Source organism: Enterococcus sp. DIV1314a (assembly GCF_051713805.1).
In the GTDB taxonomy this organism is placed as follows: domain Bacteria; phylum Bacillota; class Bacilli; order Lactobacillales; family Enterococcaceae; genus Enterococcus_I; species Enterococcus_I aquimarinus.
In genome coordinates this window covers 1559800-1585125 of the sequence record NZ_JBIOQP010000001.1, presented here as the reverse complement: position 1 = coordinate 1585125, position 25326 = coordinate 1559800, and the positions used below count along the sequence as shown (strand labels likewise).

The 25326-nt window shown below is 35.5% G+C and carries 17 protein-coding genes and 1 pseudogene; 3 read left to right on the top strand and 15 right to left on the bottom strand.

Annotated features, from left to right (window positions below; genetic code table 11):
- Nucleotides 1-185: 185 nt before the first annotated feature.
- The 4 genes from IGI68_RS07455 to IGI68_RS07440 form a co-directional block, all read right to left on the bottom strand.
- Nucleotides 186-998 (bottom strand): MetQ/NlpA family ABC transporter substrate-binding protein, encoded by an 813-nt coding sequence (locus IGI68_RS07455; RefSeq protein ID WP_438731962.1) that lies wholly within the window; start codon nucleotides 996-998, stop codon nucleotides 186-188.
- Nucleotides 999-1006: 8 nt separating this feature from the next.
- Entirely contained in the window at nucleotides 1007-1678 is a 672-nt protein-coding gene (locus tag IGI68_RS07450; RefSeq protein ID WP_438731960.1) for a methionine ABC transporter permease, read from the bottom strand.
- Complete coding sequence (locus tag IGI68_RS07445; protein ID WP_438731958.1) at nucleotides 1675-2397, bottom strand: ATP-binding cassette domain-containing protein; 723 nt, start codon at nucleotides 2395-2397, stop codon at nucleotides 1675-1677. Before IGI68_RS07445 ends, IGI68_RS07450 begins: the two co-directional genes overlap by 4 nt.
- A gap of 214 nt (nucleotides 2398-2611) precedes the next feature.
- Entirely contained in the window at nucleotides 2612-6865 is a 4254-nt protein-coding gene (locus tag IGI68_RS07440) for a serine hydrolase (RefSeq protein WP_438731956.1), read from the bottom strand.
- A 304-nt stretch (nucleotides 6866-7169) separates the two neighbouring features.
- Here IGI68_RS07440 and IGI68_RS07435 point away from each other — a divergent pair, with 304 nt between their 5' ends.
- Complete coding sequence (locus IGI68_RS07435) at nucleotides 7170-8222, top strand: IS4 family transposase (protein ID WP_438731954.1); 1053 nt, start codon at nucleotides 7170-7172, stop codon at nucleotides 8220-8222.
- Nucleotides 8223-8396: 174 nt separating this feature from the next.
- Here IGI68_RS07435 and IGI68_RS07430 read toward each other — a convergent pair whose 3' ends face one another.
- The 6 genes from IGI68_RS07430 to IGI68_RS07405 form a co-directional block, all read right to left on the bottom strand.
- Nucleotides 8397-10385, bottom strand: a complete 1989-nt coding sequence (locus IGI68_RS07430; protein ID WP_438731952.1) for a BspA family leucine-rich repeat surface protein — start codon at nucleotides 10383-10385, stop codon at nucleotides 8397-8399.
- Between the two features lie 505 nt (nucleotides 10386-10890).
- Nucleotides 10891-11280 (bottom strand): transposase, encoded by a 390-nt coding sequence (locus IGI68_RS07425; RefSeq protein WP_438731950.1) that lies wholly within the window; start codon nucleotides 11278-11280, stop codon nucleotides 10891-10893.
- Nucleotides 11281-11519: 239 nt separating this feature from the next.
- Nucleotides 11520-12392 carry a UTP--glucose-1-phosphate uridylyltransferase GalU gene (galU, locus tag IGI68_RS07420; protein ID WP_438731948.1) on the bottom strand — a complete coding sequence of 291 codons (873 nt, stop codon included), beginning with the start codon at nucleotides 12390-12392 and terminating at the stop codon, nucleotides 11520-11522.
- 215 nt (nucleotides 12393-12607) lie between these two features.
- Nucleotides 12608-13564, bottom strand: coding sequence for a DMT family transporter (locus IGI68_RS07415; RefSeq protein ID WP_438731946.1), 957 nt, complete (start codon nucleotides 13562-13564; stop codon nucleotides 12608-12610).
- Nucleotides 13565-13593: 29 nt separating this feature from the next.
- Nucleotides 13594-14460: an NTP transferase domain-containing protein gene (locus IGI68_RS07410; RefSeq protein WP_438731944.1), complete on the bottom strand. Its 867-nt coding sequence runs from the start codon at nucleotides 14458-14460 to the stop codon at nucleotides 13594-13596.
- A complete protein-coding gene (locus IGI68_RS07405; protein ID WP_438731941.1) occupies nucleotides 14460-16217 on the bottom strand; it encodes a phosphotransferase in 1758 nt (585 codons plus the stop codon). The genes IGI68_RS07410 and IGI68_RS07405 overlap by 1 nt, the downstream gene beginning before the upstream one ends.
- Nucleotides 16218-16420: 203 nt before the next feature.
- On the opposite strand from IGI68_RS07405, the pseudogene IGI68_RS07400 reads away from it, so the two are divergent.
- Nucleotides 16421-17775: pseudogene (locus IGI68_RS07400) on the top strand (ISL3 family transposase).
- Between the two features lie 31 nt (nucleotides 17776-17806).
- On the opposite strand, the gene IGI68_RS07395 reads toward IGI68_RS07400, so the two are convergent.
- From IGI68_RS07395 to istA, 3 genes are all read right to left on the bottom strand, one after another.
- Nucleotides 17807-19324, bottom strand: coding sequence for an IS3 family transposase (locus tag IGI68_RS07395; protein ID WP_438731938.1), 1518 nt, complete (start codon nucleotides 19322-19324; stop codon nucleotides 17807-17809).
- Nucleotides 19325-19413: 89 nt separating this feature from the next.
- Entirely contained in the window at nucleotides 19414-20160 is a 747-nt protein-coding gene (gene istB, locus IGI68_RS07390; protein ID WP_270782861.1) for an IS21-like element helper ATPase IstB, read from the bottom strand.
- Nucleotides 20157-21716 carry an IS21 family transposase gene (istA, locus tag IGI68_RS07385; RefSeq protein WP_077932625.1) on the bottom strand — a complete coding sequence of 520 codons (1560 nt, stop codon included), beginning with the start codon at nucleotides 21714-21716 and terminating at the stop codon, nucleotides 20157-20159. Before istA ends, istB begins: the two co-directional genes overlap by 4 nt.
- Before the next feature lie 374 nt (nucleotides 21717-22090).
- On the opposite strand from istA, the gene IGI68_RS07380 reads away from it, so the two are divergent.
- Nucleotides 22091-23050 (top strand): IS30 family transposase, encoded by a 960-nt coding sequence (locus tag IGI68_RS07380; protein ID WP_438731935.1) that lies wholly within the window; start codon nucleotides 22091-22093, stop codon nucleotides 23048-23050.
- Nucleotides 23051-23064: 14 nt separating this feature from the next.
- Here IGI68_RS07380 and IGI68_RS07375 read toward each other — a convergent pair whose 3' ends face one another.
- The gene (locus IGI68_RS07375) at nucleotides 23065-24357 is read right to left on the bottom strand and encodes a glucosaminidase domain-containing protein (protein ID WP_438731932.1); all 1293 of its coding nucleotides are present in this window, start codon (nucleotides 24355-24357) and stop codon (nucleotides 23065-23067) included.
- A gap of 31 nt (nucleotides 24358-24388) precedes the next feature.
- Nucleotides 24389-25222 (bottom strand): LicD family protein, encoded by an 834-nt coding sequence (locus tag IGI68_RS07370; RefSeq protein WP_438731929.1) that lies wholly within the window; start codon nucleotides 25220-25222, stop codon nucleotides 24389-24391.
- Nucleotides 25223-25326: the final 104 nt, after the last annotated feature.

The window sequence follows — 25326 nt, the reverse complement described above, 5'->3', positions numbered from 1 at the left end:
AATCGAAAATCGATTGCCCTCATTTCCTTCCAGTTGCTCAGCGAAAAACGCCTTTTCGTCCACCTTGATTTACGGGGCTGAAATGGCTTCGCTTCGGCAGCTTCAGAAAAATCAGTCAATCGAAAAACGATTGCCCTCATTTCCTTCCAGCTGCTCAGCGAAAAACGCCATTTCGTCCACCTTGATTAAAATGACGGGATGAGGGTTTCGCCGTGTTCGTTGACTAAGAAGTCACGGACTTCATCGCTTGTCATTACTTTTTTCAAGGCTTTTATTTTTTCGGAGTCTTGATTGTCTTCACGCGCAACTAATTGGATAGAGAAGCGTTGATCGACGTTTGGTTCTAAGAAAAGCGCATCAGAAGGTTTCAACCCTATTTTTGAAATATACGTTGGGTAATTATAGACTAACGCGACATTTGGTTCACTATACGCTTCCGCAAGGTTCAGTAAATCAACCGATAACCATTCAAATTCTTTTGGATTATCCACCACATCTTTCAGTGTCGCATTCGTACCGACACCTGGCGTTAAGGTAATTAAGCCTTCATCTGCTAAAATCGCAAGCGCTCGTCCTTCATTTGAGGCATCGTTTGGAATCGCGACTTTACTCTTATTTGGAATCTCATCAACACTCTTATAATCCTTTGAGTAAAAACCAACTTTCGCATCATAGATCGGTTGAATCGCCACTAATTGACTATCTTTTTCACTATTATATTTTTCCATATAGGGTTTGTGTTGCGCAAAACTCGCATCTGCTTCTTTGCTCGCTACCATGTCATTGTAAGCAACATTATCGTTAACTTGGACAAGTTGAATATCCCAACCGTCTGCTTTTGCAACTTCTGCTGCTTTTTTGATTACTTCTGTCATCGGAGGTGCTTGTGCCGCCACCGTGATCACTTTATCTTCGGATGTTTCTTCCGATTGATTCCCGCAAGCCGCTAACAGACCTACTGAACTTAAAACCACTAAACCAAATAATAATTTCTTCATTTTTCTTCCTACTTTCTTTTATCTAATTGATGCGCCAATTGATTACCTAGCATTTGAACCACAAAGACAAAACCAACCATAATCAAGATTGCCACATACATAATCCCATATTGATAACTTTGATACCCATAACGGATGGCGAAATCGCCAATCCCACCACCACCGACAATTCCCATGACGGTCGAATAAGACGTCATACTCACAATCGTCGTCGTAAACGCTAAAACCAGTCCGCTTCGACCTTCTACTAATAAAAAATGCCAAATATATTGTCTTGTCGTCGCCCCTAATGAATCAGCTAACAACCGAATCTCATTCGGAATATCAAGCAAAACTTGCTCGACTAACCGCGCGAAAATAGCAATCGCTACGATACTTAACGGAAACGATGCTGGAACTGGGCCAAATGCGCGCCCAATCAGAAACCGTACAACAGGAATTAATACCACGACAAATAATAAAAAAGGAAACGAGCGAATAATGCTAATCAAGGCATTGAATACCCAGTAAGCCCAGTGTTCTCGTTGTTGCACTTTTGGATGGGTTAAATACAATGCCATCCCTAATGGCAAGCCCACAAGCAAAGCCACACTTAACGAAATACCCATCATAATCGCGGTTTGTTCCAAGGATAAGACTAACTCAGGCCAGTAATAGACTAATCGCTCTTGAAGACTCATCCGTGTAGCCTCCTTTGCACTTTCTCAAAGTAATTTTTCGAATCTTTGATTAACGGATTGGGTGTATTGGTAAGTTCACCTAGTAAACGCCCCTGCTCCATGACAAGCACGCGCTGACAAACTTTTTTGACCGCATCCAAATCATGACTGACAAAAAGAATCGTCACCGGAAATTCGCGATGGATTTTTTGAAGCAGCATCAGCACCTCTTCGCCATACTCTTCGTCCAAAGCACTCGTCACTTCATCGCACAGTAACAACTCAGGCTTACGGACTAATGCCCGGGCCAAAGCCACCCGTTGTTTCTCACCACCAGATAATTGCACCGGATAATCATTGACTTTCGTTGCTAAACCGACAAAATCTAACAATTCTAACGCATAGTCTGTCTCTTTATTGCCAATCAACTTAAGCGGCAGCATCACATTTTGTAATACCGTTTGATTATGCAATAAATGATACTGTTGAAATACCATCCCAATCTTTTTCTGGACCGATTGCTTTTCTTTTTTAGAAAAACCACTCACTTCTTTTTGCCCAAACAAAATCTTCCCTTGACTTGGTTCTTCCATTAAATTCATTAAACGCAATAACGTCGATTTCCCTGAGCCACTTTTTCCCACAATCCCAACAAACTCTCGCTTCTCGACAGAAAAAGATAAATCATCAATCGCTAATTGATCGTGATACCGCTGGCTCACCTGATGCAGTTCATACATCGATTCTCCCACTCCCTGAGATATAACAGCACACACCTCTGTTATATTTATTTTTTCTAAAATTGATACAGATGAATCTTTTAATCCTAAAAATCAATAAAAAATACGATTTAATGTCAGATTTAAAATAAAACAGCTACGAAAACTGTACCTCCTAGTATATCGTTGAACTCAAAAAAACACAACCAGAAAGTTCTAGTTGTGTGGGGTAAAATTATTTTAAAATATCATAGATTTTCTTAGATAAAACCGAAATTTTTTCATAGCTTTGATAATTTTGAGTTAAGACAGATAAAACATAGGGATCTTTACTGTAAATAATACCAGCATCGTGTCTTAAGTCATTCACATCCCCAATTTTATGCGCCACTTGTACAGGGATGTATTTCGGAATTCGTTGATTATCATAAACTGTATTTGACATGTCGGTAATTAACTTACCGCCTTGGTTATAAATCGCTTCTAACATCATCGCATTATCCTTCGCATTAACATAAAACGGTGCCGTCCAATTCCGTCCCATAATCGTACTAATTTCTTTTTTCATTGCTGCATCGTATTTATTTGACGCGTAATACGCTAAAAAGTTCGTCCCTTGATTATCTGAATACTTCGCCGTCCAATTCATGATTGTATTAAGCGAAAATTTCTTGCCATAAGGCTGACTTTGTAACACTCCTGCCCCACCACGCATATAAGCACCTGGCATTTGATTAATGGCATCTGTATAAGTTAGGAGTTTATTCCCATCTACTCTCTTTTCCAAAATCATTTTTTGCGTGTAATAAAGAGCAGGTAATTTCCCAGTACTAGCCGCATGGAACTGTTTATTGCCATTAATTTGAGCCGTCGATCCGTCGACCAAACTCATCACATAAATCCCTAAATTTTGATTTTTAAATTCTTTGTTTAATAAATCTTGGACTTTTTTAAATTTCTCTTGTTGAGAAGATCCTGCTTTAGTCCCATTTTGATTAATATATCCAATCCATTTGTTATTTGAATCATACAAGGACAAGTAACTCGATCCATTGAAGTGACGATAAATACCTTTGGCTAAATAGGTTTTCCCAGCAAATTTCCCGCTCGCTTTACTTGACCAGCCAAAATTTTTCCAAATCGCATACGAGTTCGATTTAACCGTAACGTACTTGTTATAGGTTTGGTAAATTCCTTGTTGACCAGGTGCCACATGCGCTCCGGCAGCGTTCGTATAACCTATCCATTTCCCTTGATTATCATAAAGTGAAAGATAGCTTGAGCCGTTAAAGTGATAATAAATACCACGAGCTTGGACAGTTTTATTTTTGTAAGATGTCAGGTCAATACTCTTAGCAAAATCAAATGCCGTCCAAATAGGATAATCGCCTTTTAACATAACGTATTTATTATATGTTTGGTAAATCCCTTGTTGCCCAGTTGAGACATTGGCTCCTGCCGCATTTGTATAGCCAATCCATTTGCCTTGATTATCATAAAGCGAAAGATAACTGGAGCCGTTGAAGTGATAATATATGCCGCGTGCTTGAACAGTTTTATTCTTGTATGGCGCTGCACTTGTACTTTTTGTCCAATCAAAACCATTCCAGATTGCGTAGTCACCTTTTAGCATCACGTATTTATTGTACGCTTGGTAAATGCCTTGTTGACCAGGTGCCACATTCGCTCCGGCTGCGTTCATATAACCAATCCATTTTCCTTGATTATCATAAAGCGAAAGATAACTGGAGCCGTTGAAGTGATAATATATGCCGCGTGCTTCTAGCGTTTTATTTTTGAAGGGTGTGAGATCAATGCTCTTAGCCCAGTCAAATGCGGTCCAAATAGGATAATCGCCTTTTAACATGACGTATTTATTATACGTTTGATAAATCCCTTGTTGACCAGGTGCCACATGCGCTCCGGCTGCGTTCATATAACCAATCCATTTTCCTTGATTATCATAAAGTGAAAGATAGCTGGAGCCGTTGAAGTGATAATAAATACCACGAGCTTGAACAGTTTTATTTTTGTACGGCGCTGCGCTCGTGCTTGTTGCCCAATCAAAACCATTCCAGATTGCATAGTCACCTTTTAGCATTACGTATTTTCCATAATTATGATAAACACCTTGCTCACCTATTGCTAATTGAATGTCATAAGATTTTATATAACCTAACTGTTGTTTACTGTCAGAAATAAGATAAATTGTCTCTCCTTCTTCTGAAATAAAAGACTGCGTAACATGCACAGTTTTGTTCATTAATTGATATTTAGAAGAAATATCTTTTTTCAACGCCTCGTCCTCAAACAAATGATATTTCTGTTCTAAAATGGTTCCATATTGATTTAAATTTGTAATAATCTTTTTCCACTTGGCGTAAACAATTGTAGATTCATTCAATCCTGTAGTACTAGAAAAATCAACAGGATTAAGGAATTTTTGGTCAAAATACCATCCTTCAAAGGTATAGCCATTTTTTATTGGATTAGATGGTTTTTTAGGATATAAGTTAATATTATTAAATTCTTGTTGCGCAATTTTTCCACCACCATTAGTTTCAAAAGTTAAAATATATAGTCCAAGTTTAATAGTCTCATTCGTAACATGACCAAAAATATCACTAACTCTTATTGGTACGGTATTTTTAGAGATGGCTAGTTCGATTGTAAAATGGCCTCTTTGATTGACAGCTACTTTTTGCTCATCAATATAAACATCTAGAAATGGTAATGTTTCTCCTGAAACAACAAACTTATCCTTACTCTCAAGTATTTTAAAATTTACCTCTAAGGGAATAGGATAGGCGTTGTTTGACACTTCTGTTGAAGGAATTGAATGCCCTCCACCTAATGCTAAATAAACACCTCCTTGATATAGTGATCCACCTATACTACTAGAGTAAATCACTTGTTTGGCAGATAGTTTCCCACTAATCTTAAGGCCCCGATAAGCTCGGATAATTCCGTAAACATAGACATTACCGTTGATTTGAACATTTCCCGTAATATCTAATACTGCATTTGGTCCAACATAGACATCTTTATTTATTGTTTTATTGGACCACGTCGTATTAGAAGTTACAATTTCACACGGTAATAGTTCGTTTTCAGAACCATCTTCATTCAATGATTTGATGAAATAACTTAGGTCGATTTCTATTTCTGTTTGTCGATATAACTTGATATTACCTATCTTATCATGTACCGCTAAGTAGTTTAAAAGCCACTCTCCTACTTCATCATGTTCCTGGACTGTATAACTTCCTTCCCATAATCCACTCAATACATTAAATCTTAAGTTAATCTTATTACGTCTCGATTCCGTTGGAGAATTAAATTCAAGATTCACGTATGTTACTCCCGATAAATCGTCACTGACTTTTGCCTTAATCGTAACTGTATCTCCTACATTTACTTCTTTAGAACTGATTTCAACACTTTCTAAAATAGGCGGTGTATTGTCACTGCTTGGATTATTAACTTCATAAGACATATTCGTTTCGATTTCTGTTTGCTTATATAATTTAATATTACCGATCTTATCATGCACCGCTAAGTAGTATAAACTCCACTTTCCTGCTTCATCATGTTCCTGGACTGTATAACTTCCTTCCCATAATCCACTCGATACATTAAATCTTAAGTTAATCTTATTACGTCTCGATTCCGTTGGAGAATTAAATTCAAGATTCACGTATGTTACTCCCGATAAATCGTCACTGACTTTTGCCTTAATCGTAACTGTATCTCCTACATTTACTTCTTTAGAACTGATTTCAACACTTTCCAATACGGGTGGTGTTTTATCACTACTTAAATTAGTAACTGTATAAGTCAAATTAGTTTCAATTTCTACTTGTCTATATAATTTAACATTGCCTATCTTATCATGCACCGCTAAGTAGTATAAACTCCACTCTCCTGCTTCATCATGTTCCTGGACTGTATAACTTCCTTCCCATAATCCACTCAATTCATTAAATCTTAATACAATAGCATTACGTCTAGATTCGGTCGGAGAATTAAAGTCAACACTCACATATGTTACTCCCGATAAATCGTCACTGACTTTTGCTTTAAACGTAACTTTATCTCCTACATTCACTTCTTTAGAACTAATTTCAACACTTTCTAAAACAGGTGGTGTATTATCAGATTTCATTAAATCTAAATCATGATTACTTTCTGCAGTGGATGATTTCTCTGATGCTGAACTATCAGTTTTCGGTATTTCTAATGTTTCTGAAATTGAAGTTGTAGTATCATCAATTTCAGTTTCACTCGTAACGTTTTCTACAGCTGGACTTGCAGCTTGTTCTAAATCTAGTAAACTACTACTATCAAGCTCACTATTTGTAATTATTTTACTACTTTCTTTGGTATCATCACTAAATACTATCGTTGCATACGGCGTTAAAAATTGTGGAATAACCAAAAACAATATTAAAATACTATAGATAACTTTTTGAAGCCCCTTCTTTTTCATCTTACTATCTCCTCTTAAATTATTTTTTTGCTTCATTTTATAGCTAAAAAGATAGCTAAAAAGTTATTTTAAAATACCATAGATTTTTTTAGATAAAATAATCCTATAGTAATTACTTCATCACATCTTTCTCTCAATGAGTACACTAAGCACTATTCATTTTTTTACTTTCCAATATATATACACTAGTGGTGCAAAGATAATTTCACGCTATAAACCCTAATTTATGACTGTTCATACTAAAAAAAGTCCTTTATACTGAATCTAGGATGACTTATCCAAGACCAATAAAAAAGACTAACTCATGGATAAGTATAACAAAAAAACAGCCTTTCAGAAATGGTTTTCTGCAACAAATGTCAATGAATGTTCAAAAGAAGCTCAAATGACCATAAAAAAATATGATTATTATCATAAAAAACTGGATTTTCAAACAACAATCAAAATCCTTTTACACGCAGTTTACGAAGAATTGCTAAGCTATCGCGAAATTGGACGTGCGTTTATGGATGAACGATTATGCCGAGAAGTTGGCATCGATTCGCTTTCGCATAGATCTTTGTCTCGTAGATGGGCGGAAATAAACACGAATATCTTAATGGAAATCTTTACAAGTCTCGTGCAAAAGGTTTCAACGCAACGCCCGAGTTCAAAAACTTCAAGCCTTCAACTGATTGATTCGACAACGATTCCCTTGAATAAAACCTGGTTCCCTTGGGCCAAGTTTCGTCAAACGAAATCTGGCATCAAACTTCACTTAAATCTCTGTTATCTGGATCAGAACAATCAATATACAGAAAGTTTTATGATGACGAATGCCAAAGAACAAGATCGGAGCCAATGTGAATTGTTGGTGAATAAGACAGAAGCAATCGATGTCGTCGATCGAGATTATTTTGATTATAAACTGCTTGACCGTCTGCACAATGATGGCTACTTCTTCGTCACAAGAACGAAGTCCGACATTCAAATCACCGTCTTGGACCAAATAGCGGTCGATCATCCAAAGACAGCTGACGGCACAATCATTAGCGACCAGCAGGTTATGCTCGGTGGTGGCACAGGCTATGCGACTGGACGATTCAGACTCGTTGCGATTCGGACGAAAGAGCAAAAAATCCTTCGAATCGTCACCAATCGTTTGGATGTTTCCACCAATGAAGTGGTAGACATTTATCAAGCAAGTTGGCAAATCGAATTTTTCTTTAAGCATTTGAAACAGAATTTGATCCTCAAACGTCTTTACTCGCAAAGTGAGCAAGGAGCGATTAATCAAGTGATTCTTACGCTGATTGCGTTGTTGCTTACGTATTTAGTAAAGATTGAGTTGAATACTACGCCACACTCTTTCAGTTAAAAAGAGCGTTTCACTATATCCGATTTGAGCCTGTGAATCGATGGTTAGACACATACCGTTCGAGTGGCTAAGGGTTTAAATATCGTTGTCACTTCTACTTTATTTTCAATACTATTTTCTAATTGAAGTAGATACTGCTCTAGATTGGTCATATTCGGAGTACTTTTGATCTATTTATAGCATTTTCCCTGACGAATCAAATCGATACAAAGTACCATTTATTATTGTGTTTTTTAGCTGCATTGATCCATCTTTATTTAAAAAATACCAATTTTGACCGAGTTTTACCCAACCTGTTTGCATAGCACCGTTACTATTCATATAGTACCAAGTGCTATCTAATTTTATCCAACCTGTTTGCATGGCACCGTTACTATTCATATAGTACCAAGTGCTATCTAATTTTATCCAACCTGTTTGCATGGCACCGTTACTATTCATATAGTACCAAGTGCTACCTACTTTTGTCCAACCTGTTTGCATGGCACCGTTACTATTCATATAATACCAAGTGCTATCTAATTTTATCCAACCTGTTTGCATGGCACCGTTACTATTCATATAATACCAAGTGCTATCTAATTTTATCCAACCTGTTTGCATGGCACCGTTACTATTCATATAATACCAAGTGCTATCTAATTTTATCCAACCTGTTTGCATATATCCACTTGCATCCATAAAATACCAGTATTTATCGATATATTGCCAATATGTTAATTTTTTATTTTTATTATAATAAACCCAATTGTTATTTTCTATTTTCCAACCATTTAAATCAGTAGTATTAGGTAGATTTGAATGGTCAAATCTAATTATATTTAAATTACTATTCTTTTTTAAAAGTGTTTTCAAAGCTTCTTCTAAATTAGAATTTTCTGTCCAGTTTTTTAATTTTAATGTATTATAAACTGGAAGTTTAGAAATAAAATCGTAACTATATAATTTATCAATATTCCAATTAGATAAGTCTAATTCATGAACATAACGGACATCTATAGAAGAAGAAGCTGTAAATATATTGTCGATATCTGTCATACCGGATAATTTCCAGTCAGATAAATTCAAAACTTTTATCGGAGGATAAAATGAGGAACCTTCAAACATATATGACATTTTCAATACTTTAGATACATCCCACCCAGATAGATCTAAAGTTGTTAATTGATATGTTTTTTGGAACATATAGTTCATATTTTCCACATGTGATACGTCCCAAGTTGATAAATCTAAAGTCTCTAAACTTCGTGCATTCGAAAACATTCCTGACATGTTTTTTACATTTGATACATCCCAATTTTGTATATCTAATGATTTTAATGATTTTGCATAATTAAACATTATTGACATACTAGTTACATTAGACACGTCCCAAGTTGATATCTCTAAATTTGTTAAATTAGAATTACTGCTAAAAGTAGTTGCAAACATCCCTGACATGTTTTTTACATTTGATACATTCCATTTCTCTAAATTTAAAGACTCTAAATTGATGGTATTATAAAACATTTTATTCATAGTTTCTACTCTTGAGACGTCCCAATTTTCTAACTTAATATTAGAGACATTACTTTCTGCAAACATACTATCCATATTTACCACCTTAGATGTATCCCAATTCGATAAATCTAACTCGTTGAGGTTGGTGGTATAGTAAAACATATAGCTCATATCTAATACATTTGATGTGTCTAAATAATTAATATTTTCGATACTTTGTAATTTTTCCATCCTCATAAATAACTTTGGTTGTTCTGGTAAAACGATATTGCCTTCAATAACTACTTTCTTTATTGTGCCTCCAGTTTGTGTCCATGGATAGTTGTTACCGTATTGACCTTCTATTTCTTTCAATGTACCCTGACCTAAGTATAAAATACCATCTGTTGTCAATCTCCAATTTATTCCGTAGTTACCACTAGAAAATATTGATTCTTCTAATTTTTTTTCACTTTGAGATTTAGTCGAATTAACTTGCTGAGTAGTTTCTTCTGGTATTTCCTCAACTAGTGGAGGTAACTCTTCGGTTACTTCTTCTATTACTATCTCATTTAACCAATTTTCCTCAGTAGCATATACTTTATTTACATTCCCAATCGTAAGGAATATTAGCAATGGTAAAATGGTTAAGAGAGTCTTATAACTACGTCTATTTCGCCCCATTTTTATTCTCCTTTTTATTTATAAAATACTAGTCATTTAGTAATTATTTCATAACGGCGTTTGTCAATATAGTTGTCGTTTTTTTATTTTCCAAGCTATCAAAAAGAAGAACCTCCCTTTGGTCGGTAGGCCTCGTCATCCAATAGGGAAAAACTTTTTCCCCTATTGGATGACGAGGTTTATTTGATAATCTTGAAATATTATGATCCTGTTAACTTTCTGTTTCTTTTAAAGGATTCAACGCCACCGATTGATGTGGAGTCCAATTTCGAATACCTTTTGACCAGCGTTCAGAATGTCGCTTTTTAGCGTCTTCATAAACCTACTTTCGTTTCTCTAAAATAGCGAAATGTCGGCCTTCATGACGCGCTGCAAGAGAGACAAATTGAATCCCACTATACAAATGAGAATCGTTATACCAATCGACAAACTCTTTCGTCCATTTTCGAGCATCATCTATTGTTTTAAAGCCGTTATTGGGGTATTCTGGTCGATATTTTAACGTTCAAAAAACCACTTCCGAATAAGGATTGTCATTACTCACTCGTGGTCTTGAATAAGAAATCTGAATTCCTAATTTTTCGAGTAAGACTTGAAAAGTCGCGGCTTTCATAGGGCTGCCATTATCGAAGTGTAAAACCAACGGCTGTCCTTGGATACGTTCCTTAAGCACCGTCTGTTTAATAAATTTTTCGGCATGACGAGCTTCTTCTGATTCCCAAATCTCCCCGCCTACCATTTTACGGCTAAACAAATCAATGATGAGATATAACCGGTAAAAGAGACCTTTTATTGGCCCTTTTAGCCAAGTAATATCCCAAGTCCAAACGTCATTTGGCTTCGTCGCAAAATGACTTGGCGGGATTCGTTTTTTGTGAAACTTGACTTCGGCCACGATGATGTTGCATGTTTTTTTCTCGCAGTACGCGATAGAAGCTAGACTCTGATGCAATGTAAATCGAGCGATCCGCAAGTTTTGGCACAATTTGGCTAGTTAGCATCATTTTGTTGTTGGCTGTCGCTTTCAGTTCAGTAGAGTAATGTTCATTATTTTTATTTATTATGATAAACATCCTCTGAATAGTCTTTATTATAACTGATTGTCCTATACGACAACTAGCCTAACATAAGGGGTTACAATTTCTCTATTAATGCTTTTAAATAATGAACTAATTCATCTTTAATCTCAGGATGCTTCAAACCATATTCAATATTCGCTTCTAACATTCCCATTTTATTCCCCACATCATAACGTTTACCTTTGAACTCATGTGCAAAGACCCGTTGTGTTTTATTTAAGGTATCAATGGCGTCTGTTAGCTGAATTTCGCCACCAAGACCCGGTTGTTGATTTTCTAAAATTGTAAAAATTTCCGGTTTCAACAAATAACGTCCAATAATCGCTAAATCACTTGGTGCGCCAGCAGGTTTCGGCTTTTCTACAAAATACTTCACATCATACAAGCCTAGCGATACTTCTTCATTTGGCGCAATAATGCCGTATTTATCCGTATCTTCGTGAGGAACTTTCATTACGGCTAAAGCCGATGCTTTCGTCGCATCATACGTATTGATTAATTGCTTCGTAAGTGGAATCTTATCTTCCATAATGTCATCGCCAAGCATCACAACGAATGGCTCATTTCCGACAAAAGCTTTCGCTTGTAGAACGGCATGACCCAACCCTAACGGGCGTTTCTGACGAATAAAATGAATATTAATTCCTGTTGTTTCTTCGACTAATGCTAATAACTCATCTTTTCCTTTAGAAGAAAGACTTTGTTCCAATTCGACATTTGCATCAAAGTGATCTTCGATTGGACGCTTCGCTTTTCCCGTTACAATAATAATATCTTCAATCCCTGATGCGATTGCTTCCTCTACGATAAATTGAATCGTTGGTTTGTCGATAATCGGTAACATTTCTTTTGCGATTGCTTTTGTTGCAGGTAAAAATCTTGTGCCCAAACCTGCGGCTGGGATGACTGCTTTACGAACTTTTGGCATTTTTTTGAACTCCTTTATTCATAAAAAACATATTTAGTATATAGTAACTATTTCACTTCATTTTAGACTAATGTATTTTTAGTCACATATATATAGATTAACATATAAGACAAAAAAAGAGAATGGAATCATTAAAGTTTCACATTCTCTAATAACGCTTCTAATTTAATAATCATAATTGATCTTTTACTTGCTACATCAATGTTAAAAAGTTTCTATAATTCATTTAATCCTACTTTTTTTAATACGGGATTGATTAATTCTTTAATATCTCCACCAGCTACAATGGACCCACTAATAATCACTAAAGCAGAAAAAGTATCTTTCAAATTTAATGTTTCATTTAATAATAAGTAACCAAAGGCAATCGCCCAAGCGCAATAAGTAATGTTCAAGGCCATCGCTTTCGATGCCCCAATTTTACTAATTGCTTTATAATAGAATAAATAAGAAGTTGTTCCAAATAAAGCCGAAAATAAAATAATCGCAGAAGTATTTGTGGTCAAAACATCGAACATCATACTCCAACCACTTAGTAATGGCAATATGACAATTCCATAAAAGATGGCAGAGGTACCTTGTCGAATTTGTAACGCTTGCTCATCTGTAATCGTGGGGTCTTTCAATCCATGAGCAATTATAACTGCTTCTGAAGCCCATCCGAACACACACATCAAAGCAAATAAAATGCCTATCCAACCGTTAATAATCGTACTTTCTCCCGGTGAATAACCTAGAGTAATGACACCTAAAATACTAGCCGTTAAACCAAGCATTTGAATTTTACTCATTTTTTCTTTCAAGAAGACATAGGACAAGAAAACCCCTACTGCAGGGAACAAAGCAGAGATAATCGCTGTATAAGCAGCTCCGATGTACTTTATTGATAGTACATAGCCCGTCATTCCAATCGGTCCACCCACTAGAGCGGCTAGTACTATAATTTTCCCGCTCTTCGTTTTTAAAGCTCTTAAAACATCCTTGTATTGTCGCTTAATCCCCATATAAAGTAACATCCATAGAGATGAACAAAAATCATGAATGAAAGTACTAATAAATGGAGCCAAAAAAATTGCTTGTTCTGTACTAATAAAAGAAGAACTTGCTAAAGCAACACCCAGTATAACTGTATCTAATCCCCAAAAGAGTCCCGCTAACAAACCTGCATACATATATATCTTCCCCTTCTTTAATAATGCTATTATGGTGTGCTTAATTTATTTGTTTCATAGAGATATTTAAAGTTATTACCTGCTAATTCAAAAATAAAACCAATCGTTTCATTCACTTCTTTGATTGGTTGAATGTTTATAATATCTGCTTGCTGACATTTCAACTTTTCTGATATAGTTTTTAATATATTTGAACCAGTATCATTAATAAATTTAGAATCAAATTCACGTAATTCATCTAATGAGTCAAATTCAAAAATGATTTCCTTATCATATTTTTTAAGTTTCATTGGCAATTTATCAATATGATTCAGATAAATGCTTTCCCATAAAAGAGGTTTTGTTTCCGGGAGATGATAGATACTTTCTAAAATAGAAACAAATTCTTTCGAAAATTCTTCTGAAAAGAAAACATGTCCCAACATTACCCAAGCATTCTCTCCACCTACTTGAACTCCTTGAATATAATCAGTTTCATCTATTGCTACGCACCATTCATCTGTAGGACCCTCTTCATAAACTGCAGAATAGTAGGAGTCCTCAACTTGAGATTCAAATACATTAATTGAAAAGTAATTGTCTGCTGAACAAATATAGGTGTTTTTCAATTTCTTACGTACTTGATATAAACTCGAATGATTATTTCGAGTATTAAATTCTGGATTTTCAACAATCGATACTTGATATTTGTTTGCTAAGTAAGCAAGTAATTCTTTTTTATATCCCACAACAATCGTAATATCATGAATACCTTTTGCTTTTAATTGCTCAATCTGGCGTTCAATCAATACTTCTCCTTTAACTTTTATCAAAGCTTTTGGGTATTCATACGAAATTGGTGCAAAACGAGAAGAAAGTCCCGCTGCCATAATAATCGCATTATCAACCTTATACATTAAATTAGCTCCTTAAATCGATTCATTTTTTTTAAGATATTATAGTACTCTTTTGCATAATGGTATTGTCTCAACGAATATTCACCAAACTCCACACCACAAAATCGCTTATACTCACACCAATTACTCCATAAAAGACCACTAATTGCAATATAACAATAAATTTTCATACGGATTTCTTCAGTGCAGCCTTCCTCAAAATAACTATCAATAAGTGTATCCACTTGCTCTTTTTCATACAACGAATAAATAGCAAACATCGCAATATCTAAGTGAGGATCTTGCATCCCTGCGTATTCCCAATCAATGATACGAATCTCATCTTCAGCGAACAAGAAATTATCGGGAACAGCATCTATGTGTGTTAGTACCCACTCTTTCGGTAACTTTTCAACGACTTCTTGTAACTCTAGCACTTTATCCTTTGTTTCCAAATAGTCTTTAAAGACAGAGGGTTTTCCTCCCCATAATGATTCATAAAAATGAATCTTTCCAAATAAATCAAAAGTATGATTTACTGTTAATTTCTTATCATGGAAATCTCGTAACTTCTTCATACTCTGTCTGATATCATCTAGATTATAAGGATCACACACATCAGAATTTTCAACAAACTTTGTAATTTTGTAACCATTCTCTGGTGACATATAGATGACATCATCACTAATTTTATGCCCTTTTAATTGTTTATATACATCATACTCTTGTCGGCGATCAATCAATTGATCCGTGCCTTCTCCCGGAATACGCATGATATAAGACTGTCCATTTGCGCTGAACTTGAAAGAACGATTCGTCATTCCTTTCTTAAGTACGCTAATTTCTACGACTTCATCTGTTTTAATTTTTAATACATCAGAAATCAAATGAATAATTTGAGTATTTAAATGAATGGAATCACTATCTAATTCGCGAAGTTGTTCGTATGTATTGATTTCCATTACTTTATCTGATAAATACATTTTCCCATAAGTAGGCTCATGAGAATGCCCACTAAATAGTGCTTCTTCCCAAAAAAGATCATCATACTTATTATTTTGACTAAATAACTTCAATCTATCCTTTACTTCATTCGTTTTATTTTTTGTTAAGTAGGAAACACCAATCATCGTATTCCCACCTTGTCCTAACTTAATCGATGTCAATTCTCGTTGCCTATTGATCCGAACTGTACTCTCTTCATCCATTATTTCTGTCACTAAATACCAAGAGTAACATTCTGTTTTCGAAAACGGATTTTCTTCTAACCAGATATCAGAAGGCAAAACATAAGTATTTTCTAATTTTTCACGAACTAAGTAGAGGGAGTGTAAATTATTTTTTAATGCATAGTTAGGATTATAAACCAATTTGACATTAAATTGATCAATTAAGTACTCATATTTTTCCTTTAAGAAACCCACAACTATTGTGATTTCTTTAATTCCTGAAGCTTGTAATTGACGAATTAGTCTTTCAATTAAAACTTCACCTCGAACTTCGAGTAATCCTTTAGGTATTTCAGTATTAATAGGAACCATTCGCATACCAAAACCTGCAGCTAAAATAATCGCATTCTGAGGTCTATTTTTATTAATTTCGGTGTCTCCTTTACTCGTCAAGCGAGCATCTTGATCAATCAGTCCTTCTTCCAACAGATTATGAATCGCTTCATTAACTTTTCCTAATGAATAACCTGTATTTTCGGAAAGAATACGTTGACTGGTATAATTTTCTTTGGCTAATTGCTTTAAAATATCATAATCATAAATATTCATAATATCTCCTTCTTCTTAGTTCACGAAAAACAAATAGAACCTTATCGTGAACATGATAGCAAAAAAAACAACAGTTGTCTATATTCGGTTATATACTTTCTAGTGTTGGTAGAAATTTACCAGCACTATTTTTGTGTATTGAAAAAACATCTTGAATCCCCTAGAATTAAGTCGTCTAAAACAAATCCAAGGGGGAACTCAAGATGCTCGAACTTCATTTTATCAGAACTATGCTAGATATTCTAGACTTTAATATCGTTTTTCAAGGAGAAAAAGAAGAAGATCTTTATACCAAGGAATTTATTAAAGAAGAAACCTGTCATGTTTTCCATGCCACGCTTTCTTACACGCCTGATTGTTGTCTCAAATGTGGGGTGGAAAACAATTAATCCATTATTAAATGGGGCTTTAAAACCGTCAATACTCAGCTAAATAAGATTTCTGAATACAAAACCTTTTTACGTTTAAAGAAGCAACGCTTCAAATGTAAAAATTGCAATCAAACATTTGTCGCGGAATCAACGTTAGCGAAACCCGGCTGTTTTATCTCGAATCGTGTCAAACTTAAAATTGCTTCTTTGCTTGAAGATGCCGTCTCAATGTCTTTTATTGCGGATGAATTGTGTGTTTCTATGATAACTGTTTTAAGAGTCTTACGGGATTTTTATCAACCAACTTTGCCTCAAAAAGCAGACTTGCCGAAGGTGCTTTGTTTTGACGAATTTAAGTCTGGTTCTTTTGCCGAAGGCGCTATGAGTTGTATTTTGATGGATGGCGAAGCAGGAAAGCTGGTGGATATTATAGAGAATCGTCAGCAGAAGAAGTTAGAAGCCTATTCTCAACGCTATTCTTTAGAGAAACGATCACAGTTTCAACTCGTTGTGACAGACTTTTATTCGCCTTATATCACGTTAACGAAAGAACTGTTTCCTAACGCCAACGTTTTAATCGATCGATTCCATATTGTACAGTTAATTGGAAAATCGTTTCAGAATCATCGGATTTCAGTGATGAAATCCTTCCCTAACAATATAAAAGAATACAAACATCTTAAGAAATATTGGAAATTATTACAGAAAAAACAAAGTGAATTAGATTGGCAAGGTCGCTATTGGCGCCCTTCTTTTAGAGATCATCTGACACAAACCGAAATCGTGGATCGCCTGCTTTCTTACAATGAGAAACTCAAACAAGGCTATGAAGTCTATCAATCCTTCTTAAGTGTTCTTCAGTATCATGAACAAGAAGAGAAACAACAGGAGGCCATGGAAGGCTTTCAGTCCCTGTTAATGCAAAGCTACAAGCACCTACCTGAAAGCTATCAAGCAACGATTAGGACGTATAAAAAATATCAAAAAGAAATCCTCCTTGCCTTACAACTTCCTTACTCAAATGGCCCTGTCGAGGCGACAAATAACCATATTAAAGTATTAAAACGAACCGCTTATGGCTTTAGAAACTCATTCACTTCAAAATCAGAATTTTTATCAATCGTGGTAAATACTTTGAAAAGAAAAAGAAATCAAACATACATGTCAAGGGCGGTTTAAAATTGTAGGTTTGGGGGTGCGGACATTATCTTGGACCATTCAAACGCTGATCCCAAGACTCTGTCTGTATACCATTGGGCTCATTCCTCCTAACGACATTTTTATTCTTTCTTCATTATACCACTCAAGATACTTATCTAGTTGGTCAATAAAACTTTCTAGTGAACTATTTCGCCAGTTCCTCCCATAAAAAAACTCGTTTTTGATCCGTCCAAAAAAACCTTCGCAAGCAGAGTTATCAGGTGAACAGCCTTTTTTTGACATCGAACGAGTCAAATTAGTCTTGTCCATGCGGTTAATCCAACCTGGCCAACGATAGTGAGCACCGCGATCAGAATGAATAATAGGTGCTTCTCCTTTACTCAAAGATTCAATTGCAACATCAAGCATCCCATTCACTAACGCAGCATTTGGACTTGTACTAATTGCCCAACTCGTTATAAAGCCATCAAAACAATCTACGATTGGTGATAGGTAGATTTTTCCAGCAGGTATTTTAAATTCTGTGATGTCCCTTAGCCACTTTTCATTAGGCTTATCAGCAGAAAAATCGCGGTTAATAATATTAGCTACTTCTGGCGAAATCTCACCCTCGTAAGAACTATAAGTCGATTTATTAGTTTTTTTTACGAAAAGCTGTTCCTCGCTCATGAGCCGGCGAACGACTTTTTCTGAAATCGATATTCCGCTGTCAATAAGGGCTTGATACATTCTGCGATAGCCGTAACAAAGATAGTTTTCTTCGAAGATTTTCTTCATCAGGCTTCTGATATCTGCATACTTATCAGTTAGGTTACTCACTTTATGTTGATAGGAATAGCTGCTTTTAGCTATTGCCAACCGTTTTAAAAGGACAGACAAAGGATACTCGAACCTTAAGGCATCAATCAGTTGAGTCTTCTCTTTGTTTGTCAGACAATTTAGACTGATGCCTTGGTCTTTTTTTATTATTTCAGAGGCCTTTTCTAAAATATCTTTTTCCATCTGTAACCGGTAGACATCAAGTTGAAGTTCTTTAATCTGTTCTTTAAGTTCGGTTGTTTCTGAATCGGTGAGTGATTTTCTTTTTTCCATAGAAGATGGCCCGTTCTTTCCAAGAAACTCATTCTTCCATTTATACAAAGAATACCGGCTGACATTAATCTTTTCAGCCAAAGCGTTGGCAGAGTCAGTTTTTGAGATAAATTGAATGACTGCTTCTTTCTTTTCGTCTACTGACCATTCTACTCTTTTTTTAGTTGTGTGAATAGGCGGTGAGTATTCTAGCAACCACTTTCTTAACGTTTCCCGACTTGGATAACCTAGCATACGAACCGTTCTGCTTAAATTGCGACCAGATTCTAAATAATGCGTGATGACTCGTTCTTTGTCTTCCAGCGAAAAGGTCTGTTTTCTTTTTCGATTAGAATTGAAATGGCCAGTCTTCAAAAATTCTTTGTGCCAATTAATTAAGCTACTGCGAGAAGAGTAACCTAAAGCTAAGATAACATCAGTATATGAATCTTCGTACTTTGGCAAAAGTTTTATTGCGTTCATCTTTTCTTCGGGTGTAAACATAATATCCCCCTGACTTGTTGGTCCAAGATAATGTTGTAACTGTCAAGTAGAATTGTGCACTTTTTGCCAGATAACTTTGTGCACTTTTGTTACGTGAAGACTGATTCTCGATGTTTCATTCTATGACTCTCTCCATTAATATGAATAACTTCACAGCGATGAAGAAGTCGATCCAGAATAGCTGTCGCTATTCCTTGATCACCAAGCATCTTGCCCCAGCTGTCAGGTCCTTTGTTTGAAGTTAAAATGATCGAACTTTTTTCATACAAGTCACTGACTAGCTGGAAAAAGAGGTTGGCTTCTCTTGTTTCCATTGCCATAAACATCATGTCATCAATCACAACTAAATCTGCTTGTCTTATACGCCTCAATCGAATGGCTGATTTTCGGACGTACTCTTCAGTTTTAAGTAAGGTAATCAACTCACCCATTGAAACGAATGCCACTTGTTTCCCTTGGTCGATAGCTTCCAGTCCAAGGCCAATAGCTAAATGAGTTTTACCGACGCCTGGTGGACCTAAGAGGACCAGGTTGAATGTTTGATCCAACCAGTCGCATGCTCTTAATTGAGAAATCTGACGTTTACTAATCGAAACTGATTCGGTCGTGTCAAAGTCCTCTAAGGACTTTTCGAAGGGAAATTGCGCCCATTTTAAATGTTTCTGTCGTGTTTTCTCTTCGCGACGCTGTTCTTCATGGTCGCATATAGCGACAAGCAGCTCCTGGTAGGTCCAGGACTGCTGTTCAGCTTCACGGAGAAAGCCCGGGAGCGCTTGAGCTGTTTCAGTCATACGGAATTGCTTGAATTGTGATTGGAGATCTTCTGTGGTACTTATGATTGTTCCCCTCCTAACACCTGTAGATATGATTCAAAGGAACGTTCTACAGCGGTAATTGTCTGATATTTTTTTGATAAACTATTATTCCTTGTAGACTCGGAATCTGTCTGGACATCTCGACGGGCGATGTCATTGGCCACATCTCTTAATGTAACGGCACTAAATAAATTCAGAGATATACATTCATTTAAAGCTTTCTCTAAAAAATCACTGTTTCGTTCACTGACTGCTTCAATGACACGTAACTGGTCTCTTATATGCCTTGGGTAGTTGACCTTCAGTTGGTCAATGAAGATCATTGCCTTTTCCTCGTTTTGAAAAAGTCCAAGGACACGGCTAATATGACTATCTAGTTTCTGCTTTTTCGCATCTTCGCGTCCATGATCAGGATCTTTAGTCAGTTTGCCTTTCCCCTTAGCTAAGAGGTGAGTAGCGATTTGTTGGTCACTTTTCAATTCGAACACAGATAAACTAGTATCATTAACGACAACACGTACTTTGATTTTCTTCTGTGGCTGGTAGGTTCCTAGTGGAACCGAATAGTAATTGGATTTATATTGAATCGTATTGTCTTTCAGAACGGTCTTTGTTATACTTTCTTTGTTCGAGAGAATGAGTTTGTTAGAGATCGAGATGAGGTGTGACTTTTCCAGAGTGAACACGTCTATCGGTCTCTTTTTTGTTTTTTCATGTGTCTTATAGTTGCCTCTACGTTCTAACCAGGCTTCACAGCTTTCCTGCCAAGAAGTGATTGAATAAAAGCGTCGACCACGAGCGAAGTTATACTTCACAAATTTTACGACTGCTTCGACTTTTCCCTTGGACTCCGGATCAGCCGCTCGACACACATGGACGATAAACCCTCTCTCAAGTACATAGGCCTGGAACTGTTTGGTAAATAATATATCGCCGTGGTTCTCACTAACAATCATTAATTTGTCCTGATCATATACGATTTCTTCTGTCCGACCTCCGAAGTAGTCAAAAGCATTCTCATGTGCGCGAACGACATCTTTTGTCGTAAAGGGTCTCTCTTGCCACTCGACATATTTATATCGGGAGTGGGAGAGTACGAAGCCGATGCAGTAAAGCTTTATTCGTCCTTCGGTAAGTGCACGTTTAACTGTAATCTCACCAAAATCGACTTGGATCTGTCTGCCAGCTGGAAGCTCAGGAACAGCCTCGTAATTGCGATAAGTTAATCTTTTAGGAATACCGTAGGTTTCCCTTAACTCTCTGACATAAGAACGAATAGTACTGGGTGCTGCTTCTCTGTAATTAAACTGTTCCTCTAGCCAGTCTTCAATTTGAGCTGCGGACAGTTCTGGCTCATCACTCAGCCAGCTTAAAATAGTTTCTTTATATGGATCTAATTTTCTTTTCCGATTCGCTAAGGATTCTACCCACACAACTGCTTCGTTTGGTTCTTTCTTCAAATCACTAATTACTGTGTTACGGTGAATGCCAAGCATTCGACTAATTTTCGCATTTGAAAATCCTTTCTTTTTGTAATGATGCACTTTCGCAATTCTGTTCACTTTTTCAAAATCCACCTTCTTTTTCTCCTTCCAGTCAATAAACTAACGTTTCTAGTTTATCAAATGGAACGAAGTAATAGGGTAAAAGTGCACATTCTTATTTAGCAATAACTGCACAATACAGTCTAGCAGTTACAAATGTCCGCCCCCCCTTTCCTACATTTTACTACCGCCCTTTACAATACAAAAAATGAACAATAAAAAGACACATAAAAAAAGCCAGGCAGTGTTAGCTGCCTGACCTCGTGACACAATTCTAAAGATTCATTTAAGATGTACCACCCCTAGTTGTTAAAGAGCCGTAAAATTAAGTGAGACAAATAAAAAAGTCATTTATGTTACACTCAAATTGTAATTCCGTCGAAAGAATACAGGGAGAGTGAATATAAATGACCTATACCCATCTTACACCAAATGAACTCGTAATTATAGAGGCATATTTTCATCAAGAAACACCCGTTGCGATTGTTTCCAAGAAACTCAAGCGTGGCAAACAGACGATTTACAATGTCTATCATTTTCTTAAACAAGGAAAAACGGCTCTAGAATACCTCGAACAGTGTAAGAAAAATAAAAAACGTTGTGGAAGAAAGCCTATTGAAATACCCAAAGAAGAAAAGGAATACATCGAAGACAAGACAAGTCGAGGCTGGACCCCCGATGTGATTGTCGGACGAGGTGAATTTTCGATTTCATGTTCCGTTCGTACCTTATGTCGTCGTTTTAAGAATGGTGAGTTTGATCAAAATAAGTTACCCATGCAAGGGAAACGAAAACCAAACGGCCATCTAGAACGTCGCAGAAAACAAGCGTTCAAACGAAATATCGCTGAGCGAGAAACGGATCATTCTTCTTTTGAAACAGAGTTCGGGCATCTAGAAGGCGATACGATGGTCGGTGTTCACCATAAAAGTGCCGTTATCACCCTCGTTGAACGCCTTTCAAAAGTCATTATTGCTTTGAAACCTGAAGGTCGTAAAGCGATCGATATTGAAAAAGCAACAAATACCTGGTTTCAATCGGTTCCTAGAAATCTCTTTAAATCCATTACTTTCGATTGTGGCAAAGAGTTCTCAAATTGGAAAAACATCAGTAATACGAATGATATTGATATTTATTTCGCAGACCCAGGAACACCATCACAACGAGGTTTAAACGAACACTCAAATGGTCTCCTTCGAAAAGATGGCCTACCGAAAGAAATGGATTTCAATCAAATCGATCAGGATTTCATCTCCTCTGTGGCTTCAAAAAGAAATCATATACCTAGAAAATCACTAAACTATCAAACACCTCTGGAAGTTTTTTTGAGCTACGTAAATGAAGAGCAATTGTCTCGCTTAATTTAACAAATCAATTTATATTAAATAAATTGATTTAATCTCCAAACTTGAATTAAATTATTTAGCTTTGTAGAATAATTTGGATCTGTTGCATATTTCCCTTGTAAAGAAGCCGTAGCTGAAAAATAATCATTAGCATTTTCTCTCCAAGTTCCTTTATAGTAATTTTTATCCCAACTAACACCTTGCCTCAACTTTAATGCATTGTCTGAAAATGATTGATTTATAGTTTGGTACTTTCTAAATGGTTCTTTAAAAGTAAACCATTTATCATTTTTACTATCATATTCTTTTGTTTCAATATAGTATAAATCATACTTTTTCTCATCTTCATTTATCTTAAATTTAATACCAAAATAATTATTGGCTTCTCCAGCAAGTTTACTTGTACCATATCCTGACTCTAAAGCAGCTTGCGCCATCATTACAGAAGGAAATAATTTGTTTTTGAAAGATACGTCATTAACATCATTTATGATTTTACTAAAAAAGCTAGAAATGTGATTAGAAATTAATTGACCAGATGCATTAAAATAATACCAATTTCCATCAACCTTACACCAACCAATTTCCATAAAACCGAACGAACTTAAATAATACCATTGATTTCCTATAAACTCCCATCCAACATTCATATATCCTTTTTGACTAAAATAGTACCATTTGCCATTAATAAACTGCCAATTTTTTGACATTGATCCAGATTCGGAAAAATAATACCATTCATTATTTATATATTGCCATCCTATTTGCATTTGACCAAATGAATTAAAGAAATACCAAGTTTTATTGAGGTACTGCCAACCATATACCATAGATCCAGACTCAGAGAAATAATACCATTCATTATTTGTATATTGCCATCCTGTTTGCATTTGACCAGATGAATTAAAGAAATACCAAATTTTATTGACATACTGCCAACCATCCACCATAGATCCAGACTCAGAAAGATAATACCAATTATTATTAATAAATTGCCAACCTACTTGCATCACCCCATTCATATTGAAGTAATACCATTTGTCATTTATATAATTCCAGTGAGTCACGTAATCTCCTTTAGAATCTTTAAAAAACCAATTGTTATTAATTTTAATCCAACCGACTACATAGTTGATAGTCTTCCCCTTCAATTTTACTTCTTTAGAATTCTGCTCATTTACATCATCGCTACTAGTAGATTCTTCAATTATTATTGGATAAAAAACTGTAGTATCAGAATAGACATTTATTTCATTACAATAAGTAACAATAACAATAATTACCACTATCAATGATTTTAGTTTATAGCCCTTTAACTTTAATCGCACAGCCTATATCCTTTCTAATATGAAATACTATTTAATTTAATTTATTTTTCCGCCAATACCATTTATAATACTCATGATTATCCCTTTCGTTATATGGAGGAATCTTCATATAATCACCGTAAAGTTGAGATAGATAAATGTCGTAAGATTTTATTCCACGATAGTATTTCCCTTCAAATAAGTAATCTGAGTATTCTTCAAATATTTCCTTAGGGAATTTTTCTTTTATGGGTTCTTCATAGTTCCATGCGACATAACCTATATAGGACGTTTTTTTATGATTATATTGTTGCATAAATTGCTGTAATTCTACTGCACGATTATGCATATTCTTTTCCTTTTTTATCTTTAAATATTGTGGATAATAGAAAAAAAAGCGGCAAAATGCTTTAAAATATGATTGATGACCGAAGTAAGTTCTTATATTAGACATTCCAACATTTATATTTTTACTATGTACTTCTTTCAAAAAAGTTTTCTGTTCTATTTCACTTTCCGGTAGATGATCATATGGAAAAATATCAACAAATAGACCAAATTGACTCACTTCCCCAGCAAGAGAGAGTTGGAAACTTCTCTTATCACATAACTTAGCATAGGAATATTGATAATTCTTAACTTGAAAATCCAATAAAGTATAATCTGAACGTTCTCTAAGTAATAAAATTAATTTTTCATAGTTTTCCCTAGTTAGCATAATATCAATATCATCATCCCAAGGTATAAACCCCTTGTGTCTTATCGAACCTAAAAAGCTTCCACCACACAAGGAATAATTTATATTATTAGCTATGCATAAATTATGGATATAATCGAGCAATTCTAGCATTATTTTTTTCTGGTCATCTCTACTAATTTTTTTCACTATAAACCTCCATCTAGAGTAATTTGACAAGTCGTCAAAAGTCTATGTCGATTATTCTTTTGTTTGATCAGTTATTTGAGTCACTACATTAATAAACTGATTTT